This is a genomic window from Reyranella aquatilis (genome assembly GCF_020880995.1).
GTDB classification, from domain to species: Bacteria; Pseudomonadota; Alphaproteobacteria; order Reyranellales; family Reyranellaceae; genus Reyranella; species Reyranella aquatilis.
The window spans coordinates 20,377-39,769 of sequence record NZ_JAJISD010000020.1 but is presented as its reverse complement, the minus strand read 5'-3'; the positions used below and the strand labels follow the sequence as shown (position 1 = coordinate 39,769).

Below are 19,393 nucleotides of genomic sequence, written 5' to 3'. Positions count from 1 at the left end.
CAGCCGGTCAGGTATTCTGCCACAGCCGGGTCGTGTAGGCGCCCTCGACATTGGCGTCGATCTGCGCCGCCACGGTCTCGCTCTCGCCGATCCTCGGGGCGATGATCCGGCCGAACGAGATGCGGCCGGGCGCCGGCCACGCCTCGGGATTCCACAGCTTGGCCCGCACGATCGAACGCGCGCAGTGGAAATAGCAGTGCTGGATGCGGACGCGGGTGGCCAGCAGGGCGGGCTTGCCCAGAGAACTCAGCGACGCCACGAGATCGGCATCGTCGTGGATTTCCGCGGTACCGGAAATGCGCAGCGTTTCTCCGGTGGCGGGAACCAGGGCGATGATTCCGATCTTACCGGTGGCGATGATGTTGCTCAGGCCGAAGGCGAGGTTGTTGCCGACCCGCTCCGGGATCAGCAGGGTCCTGGGGTCCTCGATCCGGATGAACCCGGGCTCGTCCCCCTTGGGCGAGACTTCGATCGTGCCGTCGGCCGAGGCCGTGCTGACCAGGGCGAAGGGGCAGCGCTTCAGGAAGTCGATCGACTGCTCGTCGAGCGCGTCGAGGATCTTCGCGCGCGTGGCCGGCCGCGGTTCGGCAATGACGCGGCGAAGCTCTTCCTGCGTGGTGATGCGGGCCATGAACAAACTCTCCGTGCGAACGCGTTCCCCGCCACCATCCGTCACTTGCGAACGACTTGCAACAACGGTCGGTCAGGAAAAATGCGGTGCCACCTCCTGCATGAAGCGCTGCATCTGCTCTTTCACCATCGCGTGCGGCTTCTGGCCGTAGTTGAAGTAGAGGATGACCTCGGCGACGCCGGCCGCCTCGACCTGCTTCAGCGTATCGACGATGTGCTGCGGGCTGCCGCACAGGATCGACTTGTCGGTCAGCTTCTCGGGCCGCATGTCGCGCAGGATGTTCACGATGTCGACGAAGTACTTGTAGGTCGGTGGCACCTTCTCGCCCGACGAGGACGGGAAGGCCGCGATCAGCGCGTCCTGGAAGTATCGCACCAGCGCTTCCTTGCCGTAGCGTTCCTCCTCCGGCGTCGAGGCGATGTGCACGAAGTAGGAGCACATGGCACGCCGCATCGGCCGCCTGAAGCCGGTCTCGCAGGTCTCGCGATAGACCCGCACGGCATCGGCGAGCGAGCCGTAGACCATGGCGGCCGCGAAGGGCGCGTAGATCACGTTCCAGTCGTTCTTCGCCGCGAGTTCCATCGAGGGCCGCGAGAAGCAGGCCACATAGGGCCGCAGCGGGCTCTGTGCCGGCTTCGGCCGCACCTCGACATCGTCGAACTGGTAGAACTTACCTTTGTGCGACCACTTGCCCGGTTCGGTCCAGGCGCGCCACACGATCTCGAGACCTTCGGCGAACAGCTCGGCCGAGTCGTCGAACGGCATCTGGAAGGGATCGTACTCCTTGCGGTCGTAGCCGCGACCCGCCGCGAAGTCGACGCGCCCGCCGGACAGGAGATCGAGCGTCGCCCATTCCTCGGCGACGTGCAGGGGATGGTGTACCGGCAGCAGGGTCACGGCCGGCGCCAGCCGCAGCTTCGTCGTCGCTCCGGCCAGTTGCGCCAGCATCGCCAGCGGCGAGGCGTTGACGCCCAACAGGTTGAAATGATGCTCGCCGATCCACGCCGAGTTCAGCCCGACCGCCTCCGCCCACAGCGCCTCGGCGTAGATGTCCTTGATGAAGCTCTCCGCCGAACGCGGATTGTTGGGGTAGCGGTTGTCCGAGAGGGTGAAGTAACCGAACTGCATGATCAGGCCGCCTGTTGCGCGACTTCGGAGAGCGAGACGATCCAGTCGCGGAACGCCTTGATCTTGCGCCGCCGGATCGCCTCCGGCGGATAGACGAGATAGTAGGCGAAGTCCGAGGAGCGCTTGAACTCGAAGGGCACGACCAGCCGGCCGGCCTTGAGGTCGGGCTCCACGAGCGGGTTACGCCCCAGCGCGACACCGAGCCCGTCCATCGCGGCCTGGTAGGCCGCCAGCGCGAAGTCGAACGAGACGCCGCGCGAGGCATCGACGCCCTTCACGCCGGCGGCGGTCAGCCAGACCTGCCAGTCGTCGGGAAAGTTGCCGATGTGCAGCAGGGTGAAGCGCTTGAGATCGGCCGGCTTCTTCAGCCCGTTCGGTCCCTTGAGCAGCGACGGCGCGCAGACCGGCATCACATCCTCGGCGACCAGCCGCTCGGCCATCAGGTTCGGCCACTGGCCGCGGCCGTAGCGGATGCCGATGTCGACATCCTCGCGCGAGAAGTCGACCAGTCCGGTGCCGGTCGAGATGCGCACGTCGATCTCGGCATTGGCGCGCTGGAAGCCGCCCAGCCGCGGCACCAGCCACTTCATCGCGAAGGAGGCCGTGGTGGTCACCGTGAGATGGCCGCCCTTGTCCTTCTGCAGCAGCTTCTCGGTCGCCTCGTTGAGCTGGTCGAAGGCGGAGCGCACCGCCGGCAGGTAGGCCTGGCCCGCTTCCGAGAGCAGCAGGGAGCGATTGCGCCGCACGAACAATTTTAATCCGAGTCTCTGCTCGAGGCCGCGGACCTGATGGCTGATCGCGGCCTGCGTGACGCTCAGCTCCTCGGCGGCATCGGTAAAGCTCATATGGCGCGCGGCGGCCTCGAAGGCACGCAAGCCATTGAGCGGCGGCAGGGATCGTTTCATCGCGTGTCCTTCACATGAGCTATTTTTATCAAAACAGGACAAAGGGTCGTTTGTAAAGAGGGCTGCCGGGGCGCAAATCACCCTCAACAGAGTTCAACCCCTTCGGGAGAAGTCCCATGGCCAACATATCGCTCCACTACACGTCGCAGGCCACGCTGGCCGGCACCGTCGCCGCCTTCGGCCAGATCCTGGCCACCTGGCGTGAGCGCGCCAAGCAGCGCCGCGAGCTTGCCAACCTCGACTACCGCACGATGCGCGACCTCGGCATCAGCCCGACGGACGTGCAGTTCGAGGCGAGCAAGCCCTTCTGGCGCGTCTGACCTTTCGAGATCCGGAGGGGTCCCGTCCTTACCCTGCACGGGACCATCCCACTCCGGTACCTGGCCGGCGGTCGCTCCTGCCTCCCTTGCGACCGCCGGCTTTTTCTTTGCCCGTTGTTCTTCTTTGCGCATCGCCCGGCCTCTGCTAGAGCCGCCGCGTGCCACTCAACGACCAGCAGATCCAGACCCTCGGCCGCGACGCCCTGCAGCGCGCGGCGGCGGGGGATTTCGCGCAGGCCGAGGAGATGTTCGCCCGTATCGTCGAGGCGCGTCCCAACATGGGCCAGGCGCTCCACCTGCTGGGCCAGGTGCGGCTGAAGCTCGGCCGCTTCGCCGAAGCCCGCGAACCGCTGGAACGCGCCGCGCAGTTCCTGCCGCGCGAGGTCGCGGCGCAGACGAACCTCGCCGGCTGCCTGATCCAGCTCGGCCTGAATGAACAGGCGCTGGCGGCGCTGGCCCGCGCGGCGCGTCTGAAGCCGAACGATGCCGGCATCGCCCACAATACCGGCCGTGCCCTTGAAGCGCTGGGACGCGCCGAGGAGGCCGAGCGCGCCTACGACCAGGCCCTGTCGATCGACAACCGCCTGGTGCCCAGCCTCAGTGCGCGGGCCGGCCTGCTGGCGGCGCGCGGCGAATGGGCCGGCGCCCTCACCGATCTCGAGACCGCGCTGGTCAGCCATCCCGCCGATCCGCGCCTTCGCCTGCGGCGCGGCGAGCTGCTGCTGCGCCAGGGCGACTGGTGGCGCGGCCTCGGCGACCACGAGGCGCGGCTGGAGATCCCCGGCGAGCGCCACACGCCCGATCTGCCGAACTGGCAGGGCGAGCCGATGACCGGCCGCCTGCTCCTCTATCCCGAGCAGGCCGACATCGAGAGCGAAGCCGCCCTGCGCGATACGCTGATGCTGGCCCGCGGCCTCAACGGCTTCCCCGCCGGCATCGAGCCCATCGTCCAGTGCGCCGGGACGCTGGCCGGCTGGCTCGCGGAGGCAAGCGTGCGGCGAGGCGACTCTTTGGAGAATTTCGTCGCCGCCGCGCCGCTGCGCAGCGTGCCGCATCTGCTGAACTGGTCCCTCGACGCGTTGCCTGCCCCCGCTCGCTTGCACCGGCAGGCGACACCGTCTTCATCCGTCGGCTGGTTCAGTGTCGTCGAGCCGCCGGCGGGTCTCGCGATCACACGCACGCCGGACGACATCCCGGCCTGCCGCCTCGTCGTCGCCGACGATACCTGGCCCGCGCACGCCGCGGCCTCGCTCGGCATCCCCACGGTGATCCTGCTGCCGCGTACCGCAGACTGGCTCTGGGGTCCGAACCTCGGAACGTCGCCCTGGTATCCGTCAGCGGAATTGCTGCGCGACGATGATCGCGAAGGACTGGCGGCGCGGCTCGCCGGGTGCTGATATCCGCGTCCCGCGGATAAACCACTCACCCCAGAGGCCACACCCATGGGCAAGACCCTGTTCGACAAGATCTGGGACAGCCACGTCATCACCGATCTCGGGAACGGCTTCGTGCTCCTGCACATCGACCGGCTGCTGCTGCATGACATGTCGGGTGGCAAGTCGCTGAAGGAAGCCATCGAGAAGGGCTATCCGCCGTCGCAGCCACGGCTGATCTACGGCACGCCCGACCACACCATGTCGACCAAGCCCGGCCGCACCGAGCACACCCATCCGCCGGGCCTGCCGCTCATCAAGTCGATGCGCGAGACGACCAGCGCCTATGGCATCAAGCTGTTCGACCTGGGCCAGGACGGCCAGGGCATCGTGCACGTCATGGGTCCCGAGCAGGGGCTGACGCTGCCCGGCACGACGCTGGTCTGCGGCGACAGCCACACGTCGACCCATGGCGGCCTGGGCGCGCTGGCCTTCGGCATCGGCTCCTCGGAGCTGGTGCATGTGATCGCCACGCAGACGATGGTCCAGCGCAAGCCCAAGCGCATGCGCGCCAGCTTCGAGGGCAAGCTGCTGCCGGGCGTGACGGCGAAGGACATGATCCTTCACCTGATCGGCGAGCTCGGCACTGCCGCCGGCACGGGCTTTTCGGTCGAGTATGCCGGCTCGGCGGTGCGCGCCCTGCCGGCCGAGGCGCGGCTGACGCTCTGCAACCTCACCATCGAGATGGGCGCGCGCACCGGCATGGTGGCGCCCGACGACACGACCTACGAGTATCTGAACGGCCGCGACTATGCGCCGAAGGGCGCGATGTGGGATCGCGCCGTCGCCCACTGGCGGACCCTGCCCAGCGACCCCGACGCCGAGTTCGATCGCGAGCACACGATCGACATGAAGAACGTCGCGCCGCAGATCACCTGGGGCACCAGCCCGGAGCATGTGATCGCCGTCGACCGCGCCATCCCCGATCCCGGCACGGGACCGGAGGAGAAGCGCGGCGCCTGGGAAGCCGCGCTCAAGTACCAGGGTCTCGAACCCGGCAAGCCGATCGAGGGCACCAAGGTCGACTGGGTGTTCATCGGCTCGTGCACCAATTCCCGCCTCTCCGACCTGCGCGCCGCCGCCGAGATCGTGAAGGGCCGGCACAAGGCCGAGCACGTCACCGCTTGGGTGGTGCCCGGCTCGGTGCGCATCAAGTCCGAGGCCGAGGCCGAGGGCCTCGATCGCGTGTTCACCGAGGCGGGCTTCGAATGGCGCGAGCCGGGATGCTCGATGTGTCTCGCCTCCAACGGCGAGCGCGTGCCGCCCGGCCAGCGCAGCGTCTCGACGTCCAACCGCAACTTCGTCGGCCGCCAGGGTCCCGGCGCCCGCACCCATCTCGCGAGCCCCGCCATGGCCGCGGCCGCCGCGATCAAGGGCGCCATCGCCGACGTAAGGAAGATCTGACGAAAGGCCTCACCCTGAGGAGCGGCCCACCGGGCCGCGTCTCGAAGGGTGAGAACGAGCACCACGTTTGTTGCCCATCCTTCGAGACGCGCGTTGCACGCGCTCCTCAGGATGAGGCGGGAGGAGGAAACGCAAGATGGACAAGTTCACCAAGGTGACGGGCGTCGCCGCACCGCTGATGCGCCAGAACGTCGATACCGACCTGATCATCCGCATCGAACGGCTGGTCGACAATGTGACGCGCGAGGGTCTCGGCCCCTATGCCTTCGAGCAGATCCGCTTCAAGCCCGACGGCAGCGAGGATCCGGACTGCGTCTTCAACCAGAAGCCCTATCGCGACGCGCCGATCATCCTCAGCCGCGAGAATTTCGGCTGCGGCTCCAGCCGCGAGGGCGCGGTATGGGCACTGAAGGGCATGGGCATCAAGGCGGTGATCGCGCCCTACTTCGGCGACATCTTCAACAACAACTGCTTCCAGAACGGCCTGCTGCCGGTCGCGCTGCCGATCCACGAGATCGAGCAGCTGGCCGACGAGATGAAGGCCTCGCCCGGCAATGCGCGCGTCACCGTCGATCTCGAGAACTGCCAGGTGATCTCGCCGACCGGCCGGACCATCCCGTTCCAGGTCGATGCCCGCCGCCAGCACGCGATGCTGAACGGGCTGGACGACATCGCGCTGACCATGTCGCGGCGCGACGAGATCGAGGCGTGGCAGACGTCCGACAAGAGCGCGCGTCCGTGGGTCTGGCTGTAGGCGCTTGAGCCGGCTGCATCCCCGGCGGCGGGCATGAGCCCGCTGCATCTGGCGGCGGCCCTCCTCATCGTGGCGATGTGGGGGCTGAACTTCACGGTCATCCGCTTCGGGCTCGACGAGTTCACGCCCTTCGCCTTCGCGACCTGGCGCTTCCTGCTGGGCGCGCTGCCCGCCTTGTTCATCCCGAAACCCACCGTTCCCTGGTCGGTGCTGGCGGGCATCGGCGGCCTGATGTTCGGCGGCCAGTTCGTCTTCCTGTTCTTCGCCATGCAGGCCGGCCTGCCGCCCGGCCTCACCTCGGTGCTGGTGCAGCTCCAGGGGCCGCTCACCGTCGTGCTGGCAGCCCTCCTGTTGCGCGAACATGCGACGCGCGGACAGTGGCTCGGCCTCGCCATCGCGGTCGCTGGCGTCGTGCTGCTCGCGCAGTCGATCTCGGGCGACACGCCGCTGCTGGCGCTGGGCCTCGCGCTGATGTCGGCGCTCACCTGGGCGCTGGGCAATCTCGTCTTCCGCTCGGCGCGCGGCGTCTCGATGTTCGCCGTCACCGTCTGGGCGAGCGTGCTGCCGCCCATCCCGCTGGCGCTGGCGTCGCTGCTGCTCGACGGACCCGCGGCACTGGCCGCACCGATCCTGGCGCCGACGTGGCGCGGCTGGTTCGTGCTCTTCTACACGGTCGTTCCGGTGATGTGGCTGGGCTACCTGATCTGGGGCACGCTGCTGCGCACCTATCCCGCCGCCAAGGTCGGGCCGGTCAGCCTGCTCGTGCCCTGCGCCGCGCTCGCGATCTCCGGCTATCTCACCGGCGAGCCGCTGGACGGGCTGCGCCTGCTCGGCGTCGCCGTCGTGCTGGGCGGCGTGGCGCTCGGCGTCTACGCCTCGGCGCGCCGCTTGCGCTAGACTCCAGCCCCGCTGACATAGCGTTGTCCTGAAGAGAAACGGATGGTCGCGTCGACGAGCTTTCCAAAATCCTATCGTTTCGAGATTCGCCCGGTTATCGGCCCTCCTGGAGTTGGCACGCTCTGTCGACTGGCGGCAATCTGCGAGGATCCCAACGTCGTTGTATGGTTGGATCCCAATTATCATTCTGGCGTTCATGAATGCCACATCGTGACCGAAACGATGTGGGCGTACTTCTCGCTAAGCGACTACACGCTTGAGAAGAATGTGCCGTCGTCGTGTCCAGACTGGAAAATTTTCAGAGGCACGATATGGGCGTGGAACTCGAGCATAGGCGGTTCTTCTCCCGCGCGTCCTGATCATCTGCTTCCCAGACAGTATGGCGGCTTGTTTCCAACCGTGAAGCTTGATGACGCAAGCCGTCGACGCATCACACGGCTGGTGCACCCTGCCCTTGATTGGTGGCCCAAGGAATATGCGGCCGACAAACCCATATCGCCCAATCCGACCAGACGCCTCATCGACTATGGCGATCTCGCCCGGTTCCTGTGAGGCTGTGGTCCCAGGATCACGAATCGCACCGTCAGCGCCGACGACGAGCGCCGCGCGCGATCTTGCCGAACACCGAGGGCGGCACGGCGCGGTTCACGACCTCGCGCAGCGCGAAGCTCGATTCCAGCCGGGCCACGCGCGGCAGGCGCGAGAGTTCGGTGCGGTGGATGCGCTCGAAATCCTCGATGTCGCGCGCCAGCACGATCACGACATAGTCGTCACTGCCCGACATCAGGAAGCAGCGCACCACCGAGGGGCAGTCGAGCACGCCCGCCTCGAACGCCTTCAAGGCCTCGTCGCTCTGGCTGTCCAGGGTGATCCGCACCACCACCGTGGTGGCCAGTCCGAAGCGGCGAAGATCTAGAGCCGCCTGATAGCCCCGGATGAGGCCACCCTCTTCGAGCGCCCGCTGCCGGCGCGCCACCGCGGTGCTGGAGAGGCCGACCCGCGTCGCGAGGTCGACCTGACTCACGCGGGCATTCTGCGTCAGCTCCGACAGGATGGCGGCGTCGATCTTGTCGATATCCATGTTTGGAATCCTGCGCGGTTTAGCCCCAAAGCGTAGACTTCCGGCGCAAGTGACACAATTCGTCTCCAGAATGCCGGGAAACAAACCTGCTTTTCTTGGTTTGATACCTGCCGCAACAGCCAGGGGAATCCGCATGCGCGTCGGTGTGCCGAAGGAGATCAAGGTCCACGAGTATCGCGTCGGGCTGACACCGGGCGCGGTCCGCGAATACGTCCATGCCGGCCACGAGGTCGTGGTCGAGACCGAGGCGGGTGCCGGCATCGGTGCCACCGACGAGGTCTATCGCGCGGCCGGTGCCCGCATCGCCGCCAGCGCCGCCGAGATTTTCGCGACCGCCGATATGATCGTGAAGGTGAAGGAGCCGCAGCCCGGCGAGTGGGCCCAGCTGCGGCCGGGCCAGATCCTGTTTACTTATCTCCATCTCGCCGCCGATCCCGAGCAGGCCAGGGGTCTGATCGCCTCGGGCTGCACCGCCATCGCCTACGAGACCGTCACCGACGCCCGCGGCGGCCTGCCCCTGCTCGCGCCCATGAGCGAGGTGGCGGGACGTCTCTCCATCGAGGCGGCGGGCGGCGCGCTACAGCGCCATCGCGGCGGCCGCGGCCTGCTGCTGGGCGGCGTGCCGGGCGTGCAACCGGCCCATGTCGTCGCGCTGGGTGGCGGCGTCGTGGGCACTCATGCCGCGCGCATGGCCGCGGGCCTCGGCGCCAGCGTGACCGTGCTCGACCGATCGCTGCCGCGGCTGCGCGAACTGGACGAGCTGTTCGAGGGCCGCGTCCGCACGCGCTACTCGACCCTTGCCGCCGTCGAACAGGAGGTCTTCTCGGCCGATGCCGTGATCGGCGCCGTGCTGGTGCCCGGCGCCAGCGCACCGAGGCTGGTGACCCGGGCGATGCTGAAGTCAATGAAGCCGGGATCGGTGATCGTCGACGTCGCCATCGACCAGGGCGGCTGCTTCGAGACCTCGCATGCGACCACGCACGCGGAGCCGACCTACGAGGTCGACGGCATCATCCACTATTGCGTCGCCAACATGCCGGGCGCCGTGCCGCTGACCTCGAGCGAAGCGCTGAACAACGCGACGCTCCCCTTTGGCCTGGCACTCGCCGCCAAGGGCCTCGCCGCCGTCGCCGAAAACCCGCATCTGCGCGCCGGCCTGAACGTCCATCGCGGCCGCTTTACGCACAAGGCCGTCGCCGAGAGCCTCGGCCTGCCCTACGCCCCGGCCGAGCAGGCGATCGCGGCGTGATCTTTCGTGTCCTCTCCCCCACTTCGTGGCGGAGAGGACCAATGAGGAGAGTTCACGGGTGCTCGACGCTCACGACGACGCTGCCGCGTTTGCGGCCGGTTTCGACGTAGGCGTGCGCCTCGGGGATCTGCGTGAAGGCGTAGCGCCGGTCGATCACCGGCTGCAGCGCACCTGCTTCGGCCAGCGCGGCGATCTCCGGTATGTCTTCAACGCGCTCCGCCGCGGGTCCGGCGATGATCCGCCGACTGCCGGCCAACGGCGCCCATAGCGACGCCAGCATCTCCGGCACGCCCGCCGCCACGGCGAGCACGCGGCCCCTCTCCTTCAGCACCGGCTTGAAGCGGGAGAACGGCGTCCCGCCGACCGTGTCGACGACGATGTCGAAGGCTCCGCCGCCCGCCGTGAAGTCGTCCGTCGTGTAGTCGATCACATGGTGCGCGCCGAGCGATCGGACGAGCGCCAGGTTCCGGGTGCTGGTCACACCCGTGACCTCGGCGCCGATATGCCGCGCGAGCTGCACGGTGGCGCTGCCCACGCAGCCTGAGGCGCCGATCACCAGCACCTTGTCGCCCGGCTCGAGACCCGCCTTTCGAAGATAGTGCAGCGAGGTCGAGGCGCCGAAGGGCAACGAGGCCGCTTCCTCGAACGACAGGTTGGCGGGCTTGCGCGCAATGCGTCCGTCCTCGGGCATCGTCCGGTACTGGGCATGGCAGCCCATCGCACCGCCGGGAAAGCCGAACACCTCGTCGCCCGGACGGAAGCGCGTGACCTTCGATCCGACGGCCTCGACGACCCCCGCCAGTTCGGTGCCCAGGATGGGCCGGCGCGGCCGCGTGATGCCGAAGGCGAGGCGCGCCACCAGCCCGAGGCCTGCCGGAACGTGCAACGTTCGCAGGCGCCAGTCGCCCGACGTCACCGTCGTGGCGAGGATCCTGACCAGCACCTCATTGTCGCGCGGCACCGGCTTCGGCACATCGGCGAGCTCGACGACGTCGGGACCGCCGTAGCGTCGATACACGAAGGCCTTCATGGTCCCGGCTTGAATGCCTAGACCTTCTCCAGCCCGCACCATTCGGCGATGAACAGCGCCGTGGACTGGGTGATCTTGCGGATCGATTCCAGGTTCACGCGCTCGTCGAAGCCGTGCACGTCGTCGGACTGCGGGCCGTAGACCAGCGCGGGCAGGCCGGCATAGAGGCCGAAGAAGCGCGCGTCGGTCGTGCCGGTGGTGCGCCGGTCGTCGAGCTCGGCGCCGAACACCGTCTTGTGCGCCTCGGCGAGGATGTCGCGCACATGCTCGTGGTTCTTGAGCACGTAGGGTTCGGCCTGGAAGCCTTCCCAGCTCACGGTCGGCAGGTTGTTGCCGAGGAACGGATCGTTGGCCGCGGCCTGGCGGATCGTGTCCTCCACTTCCTGGCGGCACTCCTTCAGCGTCTGGGTCGGCAGCACGCCCACGCGCATGTCGAATGTGCACCAGGACGGGACCGAGCTCGCCCAGTCGCCGCCGGCGATCTTGCCGACGTTGAAGTTCACCGGGTGGTGATGGTCGCAGAAATTCTTGTCGTGGACCTTGAGCGCGTTCCACTTCTTCTCCAGCTCGCGGAGCTGCTGGATGATCCGGTAGGCGGACTCGATGGCGTTCGAGCCGGCATCGGCCTTGTAGACGTGGACCGGATGGCCGGTGACCTTCACCTGGAACCACATCACGCCGACCTGCGCCACGGTGAGCGTGCAGCCTGAGGGCTCGGGGATCAGCGCGGCATCGGCGCGGTAGCCGCGCTGCAGGCAGGCCAGCGCGCCGTTGCCGGTGCATTCCTCCTCGACCACGGACTGCTGGTAGACGTCGGCCGCCGGCATGTAGCCCAGGGCGCGGAGCGCACGCAGGGCGAAGACATTCAGGATCAGCCCGGCCTTCATGTCGCCCGAGCCGCGGCCGTACATCCAACCGTCCTTGACATAGGCGTCGTAGGGATTGCGCGTCCACATCTCGTGCGGCCCCTCGGGCACCACATCGATGTGGCCGTTGAGGATCAGCGAGCGGCCCTTCGGGTTCGACGGCCGCCAGGCGCCGACGACGTTCCAGGCGTCATCGTAGTCGAGCGAGTGTGGCGAATAGCCCGGCAGGTGCTTCAGGTCGTCGATCTTGACCTGCCAGCGGTCGATGCCGAGTCCGTCCTCCTTGAACAGCCGCGCCATCATGTCCTGGGCCGGCGCTTCCTGGAAACGGGTGGAGGGAATGCGGACCAGATCGGCCAGCACGTTGGTCTGATCGTCGAAGCGGCGATCGACTTCGTCCATGATCCTGGACTTGAGCGATGATTCGAGCATGCGCGGACTTTGGCGCAGGCCCGGTACCGCGTCTATAGTTTCGGCCGGAGGAAACAAGATGTACCCGGGCAAACACGCGACGACGCAGGCGTCCCATCCTGCGGTGATCATGGCCGGCAGCGGCGAGACCGTGACCTATGGCGAGCTGGAGGCGCGCAGCAACCGGCTGGCGCATCTGCTGCGCGCCCACGGCGTGAACCGGCTGGACCACTACTCCATCTTCATGGAGAACAATGCGCGCTACGTGGAGTGCTGTACCGCCGGCGAGCGCACCGGGACCTACTACACCTGCGTGAACTCGTTCCTGACGGCCGACGAGCTGGCCTACATCCTGAACAACAGCGCCTCGAAGGTGCTCGTCACCTCCCAGGCCAAGCGGGACGTCGCTCTCGCGGCTCTGCCGCAGTGCCCGGAGATCTCCCTCTGCATCGTCGTCGACGGGCCGGGCGGCGGATCGGCCGGCAGCGCGAAGATCGTCAATCTCGCGGAGGCGACGGCCGGCCTGCCCGCGACGCCGATCGCCGACGAATCTCTCGGCACGGCCATGCTCTACTCGTCCGGCACCACGGGACGGCCGAAGGGGATCGTGCGGCCGCTGGCCGAGCAGCCGCCGTCGCAGCTCCTGCCGATCTTCTCCTTCCTGCTGAAGCTCTGGCAGTACCGCGAGGGCATGATCTATCTCTCGCCGGCGCCGCTCTACCATTCGGCGCCGCAGGCGGCGGTGAACCTCACGATCCGCATGGGCGGCACCGTGATCGTCATGGAGCGCTTCGACCCCGAGCACTACCTGCAGCTGATCGGGAAGTATCGCGTCACGCACAGCCAGCTGGTGCCGACCATGTTCTCGCGCATGCTCAAGCTGCCGGAGGAGACGCGCAAGCGCTGCGATCTCTCCTCGCTGGAGATCGCCATCCATGCGGCCGCCCCCTGCCCGGTGCAGGTGAAGGAGCAGATGATCGCCTGGTGGGGCCCGATCATCCACGAATACTACGGCGCCACCGAAGGTTTGGGCTTTACCGCCTGCAATTCGCAGGAATGGCTGGCGCACAAGGGCACGGTGGGGCGCGTCCTGCTGGGCGAACTGCACGTGCTGGACGACGACATGAAGCCGCTGCCCACCGGCACGGCCGGGACGCTGTGGTTCAAGACCGCGACTCCGTTCGAGTATTTCAACGACGCCGCCAAGACCCGCGAGGCGCGCTCCGAGGACGGCACGATGAGCACGGTCGGCGACGTGGGCTATGTCGATGCCGACGGCTATCTCTACCTGACCGATCGCGCGACCTTCATGATCATCTCCGGCGGCGTGAACATCTACCCGCAGGAATGCGAGAACCTGCTGATCACCCATCCGAAGGTGGCCGACGCGGCGGTGTTCGGCGTGCCCAACGCCGATCTCGGCGAGGAGGTGAAGGCGGTCGTCCAGCTGATGCCGGGCGTGCCGAAGGCGGCCGCCACCGCCGAGGAACTGATCGCCTTCTGCGGCCAGCATCTCGCCCGCCAGAAGGTGCCGCGCTCGATCGACTTCGAGGACGAGCTGCCGCGCCTGCCGACCGGCAAGCTCTACAAGCGCCTGCTGCGCGACCGCTACTGGGGCGACAAGAAGAGCCGCATCGTGTGACTCAGCCGCGCGACCGGCGCTGCGAGCGCGACAGCATCGCCGCGGGAATCAGGGCGGCCAGCGCGACCACGCCGACCACGATGAACGTGTCGGAGAAGGCCATGATCTGGGCCTTGCTCTGCACGATCGTCGCCAGGTAGTCGATCGCGCCGGCCTTCTGCTGCTGGTGCGGCAGGCCGCTCTTCTGCAGGAGATGCTCGAGCTGCGTCAGCATCCGCTCGGTGGTGCGGTTGCCCCAGTCCTGGGTCCCGGTCAGCGCGTCGGCATGGAAGCGCGTGCGGATCTCGAAGAAGGCGACCATGAGGTTGATGCCGAAGGCGCCGCCGAGCTGGCGCATGAAGTTGGCGACGCCCGAGCCCTGGCGCACCTTGTCGGCCGGCAGGGCCTTCAGCGACGAGGCGTTGAGGCTGGGATTGATGAAGCCCAGCCCCAGCCGCGACACCATCACCATGCTGACCAGCGTCCAGAAGGTCGTGTCGACGTCGGCCGTCGTCATCCAGGCGAAGCCCAGGGCGAACAGCAGCAGCCCCCCGATGATCATGGTCGAGGCCGGCATGGCGTCCGAGAGCCGTCCCGCGAGCGGGAAGATGAAGGCGAGCATGATGCCCGCCGGCATCATCATCAGCCCGGCCAGAAGCGGCGTGAAGCCGATGATGGTCTGCACGAAGACCGGGATGATGTAGGTCGAGCCCATCATACCGGCGCCGAAGATGAAGGCGATCAGGGCTGCCGCGGCGAACTCCACATTTCCGAAGATGCGCACGTCGAGCAGCGCCCGCGGCGTGTAGAGCTCCCAGCACACGAAGGCCACGGTGGCCACGGCGCCGAGGACCAGCCGGAACACGATCGCGTCGGAGCCCCAGCCCTCGCGCTGGCCGTCGGCGATGCCGGTCATCAGGCCCAGCAGCGCGGTGCAGAGAAGCCCGAAGCCCAGCCAGTCGAACGGCGGGATGACCTTGGGGATCGGCCGGGTCGGCATGAAGACCATGCCGAGCACGGCGGCGACGACGCAGAACGGCAGCGAGATGAAGAAGACGTAGCGCCACGAGAAGTATTCGATCATCAACCCGCCCAGCGTCGGGCCGATCGCCGGCGCGAAGACGACGCCGAGGCCGAACACGCCCATCGCCATGCCGCGACGCTCCGGCGGAAAGACAGTGAAGATCGTGGCCATGACCAGAGGCTGCGCCACGCCCGCACTGAAGCCCTGCAGGACGCGGGCGAAGATCAACGCATCCTCGGTCGGCGCCGAGCCGCCCATCAGCGCGCCCACCGAGAAGAAGAACAGCGCGCCCACGAAGGTGCGGCGCTCGCCCAGGATGCCGCTCAGCCACGCATTGATCAGCATGCCGGCGGTCATCGTCGCCATGTAGGCCGACGACATCCACTGCGCCTTGTCCTGGCCGATGCCGAAGGCGCCCATGACATCGGGCACCGCGACGTTGACGGTGGTCATCGCCAGCACCATCGACACAACGCCCATCATGCCGGTGATGGTGACCAGCCAGCGATAGGACGGCCCGTAGCGCTCGGTGAGCGCCGCCGCGGTCTGCAGGGGAACGGCGGCTGCGCTCATGGTGCGGCGACGGCTTCGTCGTGGCCCATGCTTCGAGACGCGCGCTGCGCTCGCTCCTCAGCATGAGGTGTCGTCTTAGGCGACACCGAAGACCTCGTCCTTGTCACGGCGGCGGTCTGCAGGGGAGCGGCGGCGGCCGTCATGATGCGGCGATGGCGTCGTCGTGGCCCATGCTTCGGGACGCTCGACGTGCTCGCTCGTCAGCATGACGTGCTGTCTTTATCGACACCGGAGACCTCATCCTGAGGAGGCCGCCGAGCGGCCGTCTCGAAGGATGGGCAACGACATGACCGCCCGCTCCAACCTACCGGATGTCAATTTCGACTTCGACCATCATGCCCGGGGTCAGCGGCTTGGGCATCTGGACCATGTCGATCTTGACCGGCACACGCTGGGTGATTTTGGTGAAGTTGCCCGAGGGATTGGGCGTGGGCAGCAGGGCAAAGCGCGCCGTGGTGGCGCTGCCGATGCGGCCCACGCGGCCAATGAAGGTGTCGTCGGGATAGGCGTCGACCGAGACGCGCACCGGCTGGCCGATCTTCAGCTTGCCGACCTGCGTTTCCTTGATGTTGGCCTCGACCCAGACCTCGTCGGGATTGTGCAGCAGCAGGATGCGCTGGCCCGCCGCCACGTATTCGCCGGGCAGCGTGAAGGTGCGGTCGATCACGGCCGGTATCGGGCTCTTGATCGTACGGTCTTCCACATCGACCTGCTGCTGGCGCATTTGCGCCGCCAGCACCGCCACCTGGTGGGTCAGCGCCTCGATCTGGGCGTCGATCACGCCGAGCCGGTCATGGCCCACTTTCGCTTCAGCCAAGCTACCCTCGGCCTGCTCGTGCTCGGCCTGGAGCTGCAGGATCTGGATCTCGAGCTTCGTGACCAGCGCCTGCGCCACCTGGAGCTGCCGCTCGTTGATGACGCGGCTGGCAAACAGCGTCCGGCTGCGGTCGAGTTCAAGCTTGGCGAAATCGAGGTCGGCGCGCAGGGCCGCCAGCGCCTTCTCGCGCACCGTGATGCTGGAGGTGCGCGTGCGCATCGCGGCATCGGCCTGGTTCTGGTCGAGCTTGCGCTCGGCGCGCAGGCGCGCCCGCTCGACGCGCACGCCTTCGATCTGCGCCTTCAGGCCGTCGACCCGCAGCTTGGCGGCGCGGTCGTCGATCCTGACCAGGACCTGGCCCGCCTCGACACGCTGCCCCTCGCGCACCGCGAGGTCGACGATCCAGCCCTCGGCGCGGCTGGAGACCGTGACGATGTCGGCGGTCACCCGGGCGTCGTACTCGTAGACATGGGTCAGGCGCAGATGCAGTTCGCGGCCGCCATAGGCCACGGCCAGCAGCAACACGATGCCGATGGCGATGAAGCGCGGGCGCAGGAGCACCCGGACGAGGCCCGATGTCCGGCTCACGCGCTCGCGCGGCAGCACGCCGATCGCGGGGGAGACGGGTGACGATTTCAGGGCGGGCGGCGGCACCGACTGATCCACGACTTACCGTGCCGTTCTCAACCGGGCTTTTGCGCTGCTGTCATGAAAAAAGAATACGGCCGAAACAATCGGCGGGCCAATGATCTTCACGCGAGCAGCCGACAGGCTGCACCGCGCCGGACGCATGACGGCTCGCCGTTCCGCATCCGTGCTCGCCGCGCTTGCCAAACCGGAGCGTCGGGCGGACGCTCCGACTGCAGCCTGCCCGGCGCCATTCGCACAGCAAAAATACAATGAGGAACGCCATGCCCGACGCTTCGCACGCTCCCGCCCCCCGCCAGCTCGAAGTGGCGATCGTCGGCGGCGGCCTGGGTGGTCTCTATGCCATCCATCGCCTGCGCAAGCTCGGCCTCCGGGTGCGGGCCTACGAGGCCGGCTCGGGCATCGGCGGCACTTGGTTCTGGAACCGCTATCCCGGCGCGCGCTGCGACGTGGAGAGCCTCGAATATTCCTACAGCTTCTCCGACGAACTGCAGCAGGAGTGGAAGTGGCCGGAGCGCTACGGCACGCAGCCCGAGATCCTGAAATACATCAACCACGTTGCCGACCGCTTCGACCTGCGCCGCGACGTGCAGCTGAACACCCGCATCAAGGCCGCCACCTTCGACGGCGCCGCCAACGAATGGACGCTGCGCACCGAGAGCGGCGAGGAGATCCGCGCGCGCTACTGCATCATGGCAGCCGGCAACCTCTCGACGCCGCGCGTGCCCGACTTCAAGGGCATCGGCAGCTTCAAGGGCAAGTGGTACCATTCGGGCCTGTGGCCGCACGAGGGCGTCGACTTCACCGGCCTGCGCGTGGGCGTCATCGGCACCGGATCCTCAGGCGTGCAGATGATTCCGCTGATCGCCCGCCAGGCCAAACACCTGCACGTCTTCCAGCGCACCGCGAATTTCAGCCTGCCGGCCCGCAACGCGCCGATGGACGAGGCGCGGGAGAGCCGTCACAAGGCCGAGTATCCCGCGCGCCGCCGCGCCGCCTACGACACGCCCTTCGCGATCGGCGGCTATCCGCGCCCGACCAAGTCGGCGCTCGACGTCACCGAGGAGGAGCGCAACGCCGCCTACGAGGCCAAGTGGCAGGAGGGCGGCAGCATCAGCTACCTCTACACCTACACCGATCTTCTGGTGAACAAGGAGGCCAACGACACGGCCTCGGAGTTCGCGCGCAACAAGATCCGCGGCATCGTGAAGGACCAGCGCACGGCCGAGCTGCTGGCGCCCAAGGACCATCCGATCGGCACCAAGCGCCTCTGCCTCGATACGAACTATTACGAGACCTACAATCGCGACAACGTCGTGCTGGTCGACGTGCGTTCCGCTCCGATCCAGGAGATCACCGAGAAGGGCGTGCGCACGACCGAGGCCGAGTACGAGCTCGACGCCATCGTCTTCGCCACCGGCTTCGACGCCATGACCGGCGCGCTGCGCGAGATCGACATCCGCACCAGCGACGGCGCCGTCCTCGCCGACCATTGGGCGGGCGGTCCCCTCACCTATCTCGGCCTGATGGTGTCGGGCTTTCCCAACATGTTCGTCGTCACCGGCCCGGGCAGCCCCGGCGTGAAGACGCAGATGATCGCCTCGATCGAACAGCATGTCGACTGGATCGCCGACGCGATCGATCATCTCGGCCGGCACCAGCTGGACCGTATCGAGCCATCGCCGCAGGCCGAGGCCGAGTGGGTCGGACACGTCAACGCGGTGGCCGACAGCACGCTCTATCCGCTGGCCAACTCCTGGTACGTGGGTGCCAACATCCCGGGCAAGCCGCGCGTGTTCATGCCCTATGTCGGCGGCTTCGACCGCTACAAGCGCCACTGCGACGAGATCGTGGGCAAAGGCTACGAGGGCTTCACGCTCAGCCGTCACAAGGTCGAGGTCGCGTGAGCGCCACCTACGTCCATCACCGCCTCGACGCCGCCCCGCGGCGGTGGCAGGCCGTCGCCGACCGCCTGCCGGGCGACGGCACGCGCCGCGTCACCGAGGCCGGCGGCCGGCTCTACGGCGCCTGGCGCAGCCAGATCGGCCGGCCGCGCGACGAGGTGCAGGCGATCACCGTCTGGCCGCAGGGCATCACGGCCGCAGCCGCCGAGGCCGCGCTGCTGGCGGACCGGACCGACATCCGCGCCGTCGCCAGCGAGACGATGGTGCCGACGCTGCGTCCGACGGACACCGTTCCGCCGACCCGCCAGGGCAACTACGCCTTCCGCTGGTTCGCGGTGCCCGACCCGCACTGGCCGGAGTTCCTCGACCTCTGCGCCGCCGCCTGGCCGGGTTTCGAGGGCGCCTACGATTCGCAGGTCGTGGGCCTCTGGCAGGCGACCGGCGACCGCACCGGCGCGGCTCCGGACGAGGTCACGGGCGCGGGCCTGCACGGCGGCATCCGCAGCCTGCTGCTGACCCGGCGACCGAACCTGGCGATGTGGGAGCGTTCCAAGCTGCCCGAAGGCGAGGCCGAGGCGGCGGTGCGCGACAAGCTCAGCCGCCGCTACGACCTCTGCGACTGGACTGTCGTCTCGACCGCGACGCTTCTCACCGCCGTCGATCGCGCGGACACCGCCCGCTGGACCTGAGGCCTTGG

General features: G+C 67.8%; 18 protein-coding genes. 10 read left to right on the top strand and 8 right to left on the bottom strand.

Annotation, left to right across the window (positions count from 1 at the left end; genetic code table 11):
• Positions 1-7: 7 nt before the first annotated feature.
• The 3 genes from LJ725_RS28430 to LJ725_RS28420 all read right to left on the bottom strand — a co-directional run bounded on the left by LJ725_RS28430 (position 8) and on the right by LJ725_RS28420 (position 2,664).
• Positions 8-631: an MSMEG_1061 family FMN-dependent PPOX-type flavoprotein gene (locus LJ725_RS28430; protein WP_230554292.1), complete on the bottom strand. Its 624-nt coding sequence runs from the start codon at positions 629-631 to the stop codon at positions 8-10.
• A gap of 72 nt (positions 632-703) precedes the next feature.
• Positions 704-1,759 (bottom strand): LLM class flavin-dependent oxidoreductase, encoded by a 1,056-nt coding sequence (locus LJ725_RS28425; RefSeq protein ID WP_230554291.1) that lies wholly within the window; start codon positions 1,757-1,759, stop codon positions 704-706.
• 2 nt (positions 1,760-1,761) lie between these two features.
• Positions 1,762-2,664, bottom strand: coding sequence for a transcriptional regulator GcvA (locus LJ725_RS28420; RefSeq protein WP_230554290.1), 903 nt, complete (start codon positions 2,662-2,664; stop codon positions 1,762-1,764).
• Between the two features lie 116 nt (positions 2,665-2,780).
• Here LJ725_RS28420 and LJ725_RS28415 point away from each other — a divergent pair, with 116 nt between their 5' ends.
• The 6 genes from LJ725_RS28415 to LJ725_RS28390 all read left to right on the top strand — a co-directional run bounded on the left by LJ725_RS28415 (position 2,781) and on the right by LJ725_RS28390 (position 8,024).
• Positions 2,781-2,984, top strand: a complete 204-nt coding sequence (locus LJ725_RS28415) for a DUF1127 domain-containing protein (protein WP_230554289.1) — start codon at positions 2,781-2,783, stop codon at positions 2,982-2,984.
• Between the two features lie 158 nt (positions 2,985-3,142).
• Positions 3,143-4,381, top strand: a complete 1,239-nt coding sequence (locus LJ725_RS28410) for a tetratricopeptide repeat protein (RefSeq protein WP_230554288.1) — start codon at positions 3,143-3,145, stop codon at positions 4,379-4,381.
• A gap of 45 nt (positions 4,382-4,426) precedes the next feature.
• Positions 4,427-5,821, top strand: a complete 1,395-nt coding sequence (gene leuC, locus LJ725_RS28405; RefSeq protein WP_230554287.1) for a 3-isopropylmalate dehydratase large subunit — start codon at positions 4,427-4,429, stop codon at positions 5,819-5,821.
• Positions 5,822-5,957: 136 nt separating this feature from the next.
• A complete protein-coding gene (gene leuD, locus LJ725_RS28400) occupies positions 5,958-6,575 on the top strand; it encodes a 3-isopropylmalate dehydratase small subunit (RefSeq protein WP_230554286.1) in 618 nt (205 codons plus the stop codon).
• Between the two features lie 33 nt (positions 6,576-6,608).
• Positions 6,609-7,472, top strand: a complete 864-nt coding sequence (locus tag LJ725_RS28395; protein WP_230554285.1) for an EamA family transporter — start codon at positions 6,609-6,611, stop codon at positions 7,470-7,472.
• A gap of 42 nt (positions 7,473-7,514) precedes the next feature.
• Complete coding sequence (locus LJ725_RS28390) at positions 7,515-8,024, top strand: hypothetical protein (RefSeq protein ID WP_230554284.1); 510 nt, start codon at positions 7,515-7,517, stop codon at positions 8,022-8,024.
• 31 nt (positions 8,025-8,055) lie between these two features.
• Here the strand turns inward: LJ725_RS28390 and LJ725_RS28385 are convergent, their stop codons facing one another.
• Positions 8,056-8,553, bottom strand: a complete 498-nt coding sequence (locus tag LJ725_RS28385; RefSeq protein WP_230554283.1) for an Lrp/AsnC family transcriptional regulator — start codon at positions 8,551-8,553, stop codon at positions 8,056-8,058.
• A 133-nt stretch (positions 8,554-8,686) separates the two neighbouring features.
• Between LJ725_RS28385 and ald the strand changes: the two genes are divergently transcribed.
• Positions 8,687-9,802 carry an alanine dehydrogenase gene (gene ald / locus LJ725_RS28380; RefSeq protein WP_230554282.1) on the top strand — a complete coding sequence of 372 codons (1,116 nt, stop codon included), beginning with the start codon at positions 8,687-8,689 and terminating at the stop codon, positions 9,800-9,802.
• Positions 9,803-9,854: 52 nt separating this feature from the next.
• Here ald and LJ725_RS28375 read toward each other — a convergent pair whose 3' ends face one another.
• Complete coding sequence (locus LJ725_RS28375; RefSeq protein ID WP_230554281.1) at positions 9,855-10,832, bottom strand: NAD(P)-dependent alcohol dehydrogenase; 978 nt, start codon at positions 10,830-10,832, stop codon at positions 9,855-9,857.
• A gap of 17 nt (positions 10,833-10,849) precedes the next feature.
• Positions 10,850-12,130 carry an ArgE/DapE family deacylase gene (locus LJ725_RS28370; protein ID WP_230554280.1) on the bottom strand — a complete coding sequence of 427 codons (1,281 nt, stop codon included), beginning with the start codon at positions 12,128-12,130 and terminating at the stop codon, positions 10,850-10,852.
• 58 nt (positions 12,131-12,188) lie between these two features.
• Between LJ725_RS28370 and LJ725_RS28365 the strand changes: the two genes are divergently transcribed.
• Positions 12,189-13,751: an AMP-binding protein gene (locus tag LJ725_RS28365; RefSeq protein WP_230554279.1), complete on the top strand. Its 1,563-nt coding sequence runs from the start codon at positions 12,189-12,191 to the stop codon at positions 13,749-13,751.
• 1 nt (position 13,752) lies between these two features.
• Here LJ725_RS28365 and LJ725_RS28360 read toward each other — a convergent pair whose 3' ends face one another.
• Both LJ725_RS28360 and LJ725_RS28355 read right to left on the bottom strand, forming a co-directional pair.
• The gene (locus tag LJ725_RS28360; RefSeq protein WP_230554278.1) at positions 13,753-15,327 is read right to left on the bottom strand and encodes a DHA2 family efflux MFS transporter permease subunit; all 1,575 of its coding nucleotides are present in this window, start codon (positions 15,325-15,327) and stop codon (positions 13,753-13,755) included.
• 304 nt (positions 15,328-15,631) lie between these two features.
• Entirely contained in the window at positions 15,632-16,798 is a 1,167-nt protein-coding gene (locus tag LJ725_RS28355; protein ID WP_230554277.1) for an HlyD family secretion protein, read from the bottom strand.
• A gap of 257 nt (positions 16,799-17,055) precedes the next feature.
• Here LJ725_RS28355 and LJ725_RS28350 point away from each other — a divergent pair, with 257 nt between their 5' ends.
• On the top strand, positions 17,056-18,699 hold the full coding sequence (locus LJ725_RS28350; protein WP_230554276.1) for a flavin-containing monooxygenase: 1,644 nt from the start codon (positions 17,056-17,058) through the stop codon (positions 18,697-18,699).
• Positions 18,696-19,385, top strand: a complete 690-nt coding sequence (locus tag LJ725_RS28345) for a hypothetical protein (RefSeq protein WP_230554275.1) — start codon at positions 18,696-18,698, stop codon at positions 19,383-19,385. The genes LJ725_RS28350 and LJ725_RS28345 overlap by 4 nt, the downstream gene beginning before the upstream one ends.
• The last annotated feature ends 8 nt before the right edge of the window (positions 19,386-19,393 follow it).

Coding starts and splice junctions, on each gene's coding strand:
- LJ725_RS28430 (WP_230554292.1), bottom strand. CDS start 631: ATGGCCCGCATCACCACGCAGGAAGAGCTTCGCCGCGTCATTGCCGAA.
- LJ725_RS28425 (WP_230554291.1), bottom strand. CDS start 1,759: ATGCAGTTCGGTTACTTCACCCTCTCGGACAACCGCTACCCCAACAAT.
- LJ725_RS28420 (WP_230554290.1), bottom strand. CDS start 2,664: ATGAAACGATCCCTGCCGCCGCTCAATGGCTTGCGTGCCTTCGAGGCC.
- LJ725_RS28415 (WP_230554289.1), top strand. CDS start 2,781: ATGGCCAACATATCGCTCCACTACACGTCGCAGGCCACGCTGGCCGGC.
- leuC (WP_230554287.1), top strand. CDS start 4,427: ATGGGCAAGACCCTGTTCGACAAGATCTGGGACAGCCACGTCATCACC.
- leuD (WP_230554286.1), top strand. CDS start 5,958: ATGGACAAGTTCACCAAGGTGACGGGCGTCGCCGCACCGCTGATGCGC.
- LJ725_RS28395 (WP_230554285.1), top strand. CDS start 6,609: ATGAGCCCGCTGCATCTGGCGGCGGCCCTCCTCATCGTGGCGATGTGG.
- LJ725_RS28390 (WP_230554284.1), top strand. CDS start 7,515: ATGGTCGCGTCGACGAGCTTTCCAAAATCCTATCGTTTCGAGATTCGC.
- LJ725_RS28385 (WP_230554283.1), bottom strand. CDS start 8,553: ATGGATATCGACAAGATCGACGCCGCCATCCTGTCGGAGCTGACGCAG.
- ald (WP_230554282.1), top strand. CDS start 8,687: ATGCGCGTCGGTGTGCCGAAGGAGATCAAGGTCCACGAGTATCGCGTC.
- LJ725_RS28375 (WP_230554281.1), bottom strand. CDS start 10,832: ATGAAGGCCTTCGTGTATCGACGCTACGGCGGTCCCGACGTCGTCGAG.
- LJ725_RS28370 (WP_230554280.1), bottom strand. CDS start 12,130: ATGCTCGAATCATCGCTCAAGTCCAGGATCATGGACGAAGTCGATCGC.
- LJ725_RS28365 (WP_230554279.1), top strand. CDS start 12,189: ATGTACCCGGGCAAACACGCGACGACGCAGGCGTCCCATCCTGCGGTG.
- LJ725_RS28360 (WP_230554278.1), bottom strand. CDS start 15,327: ATGAGCGCAGCCGCCGTTCCCCTGCAGACCGCGGCGGCGCTCACCGAG.
- LJ725_RS28350 (WP_230554276.1), top strand. CDS start 17,056: ATGCCCGACGCTTCGCACGCTCCCGCCCCCCGCCAGCTCGAAGTGGCG.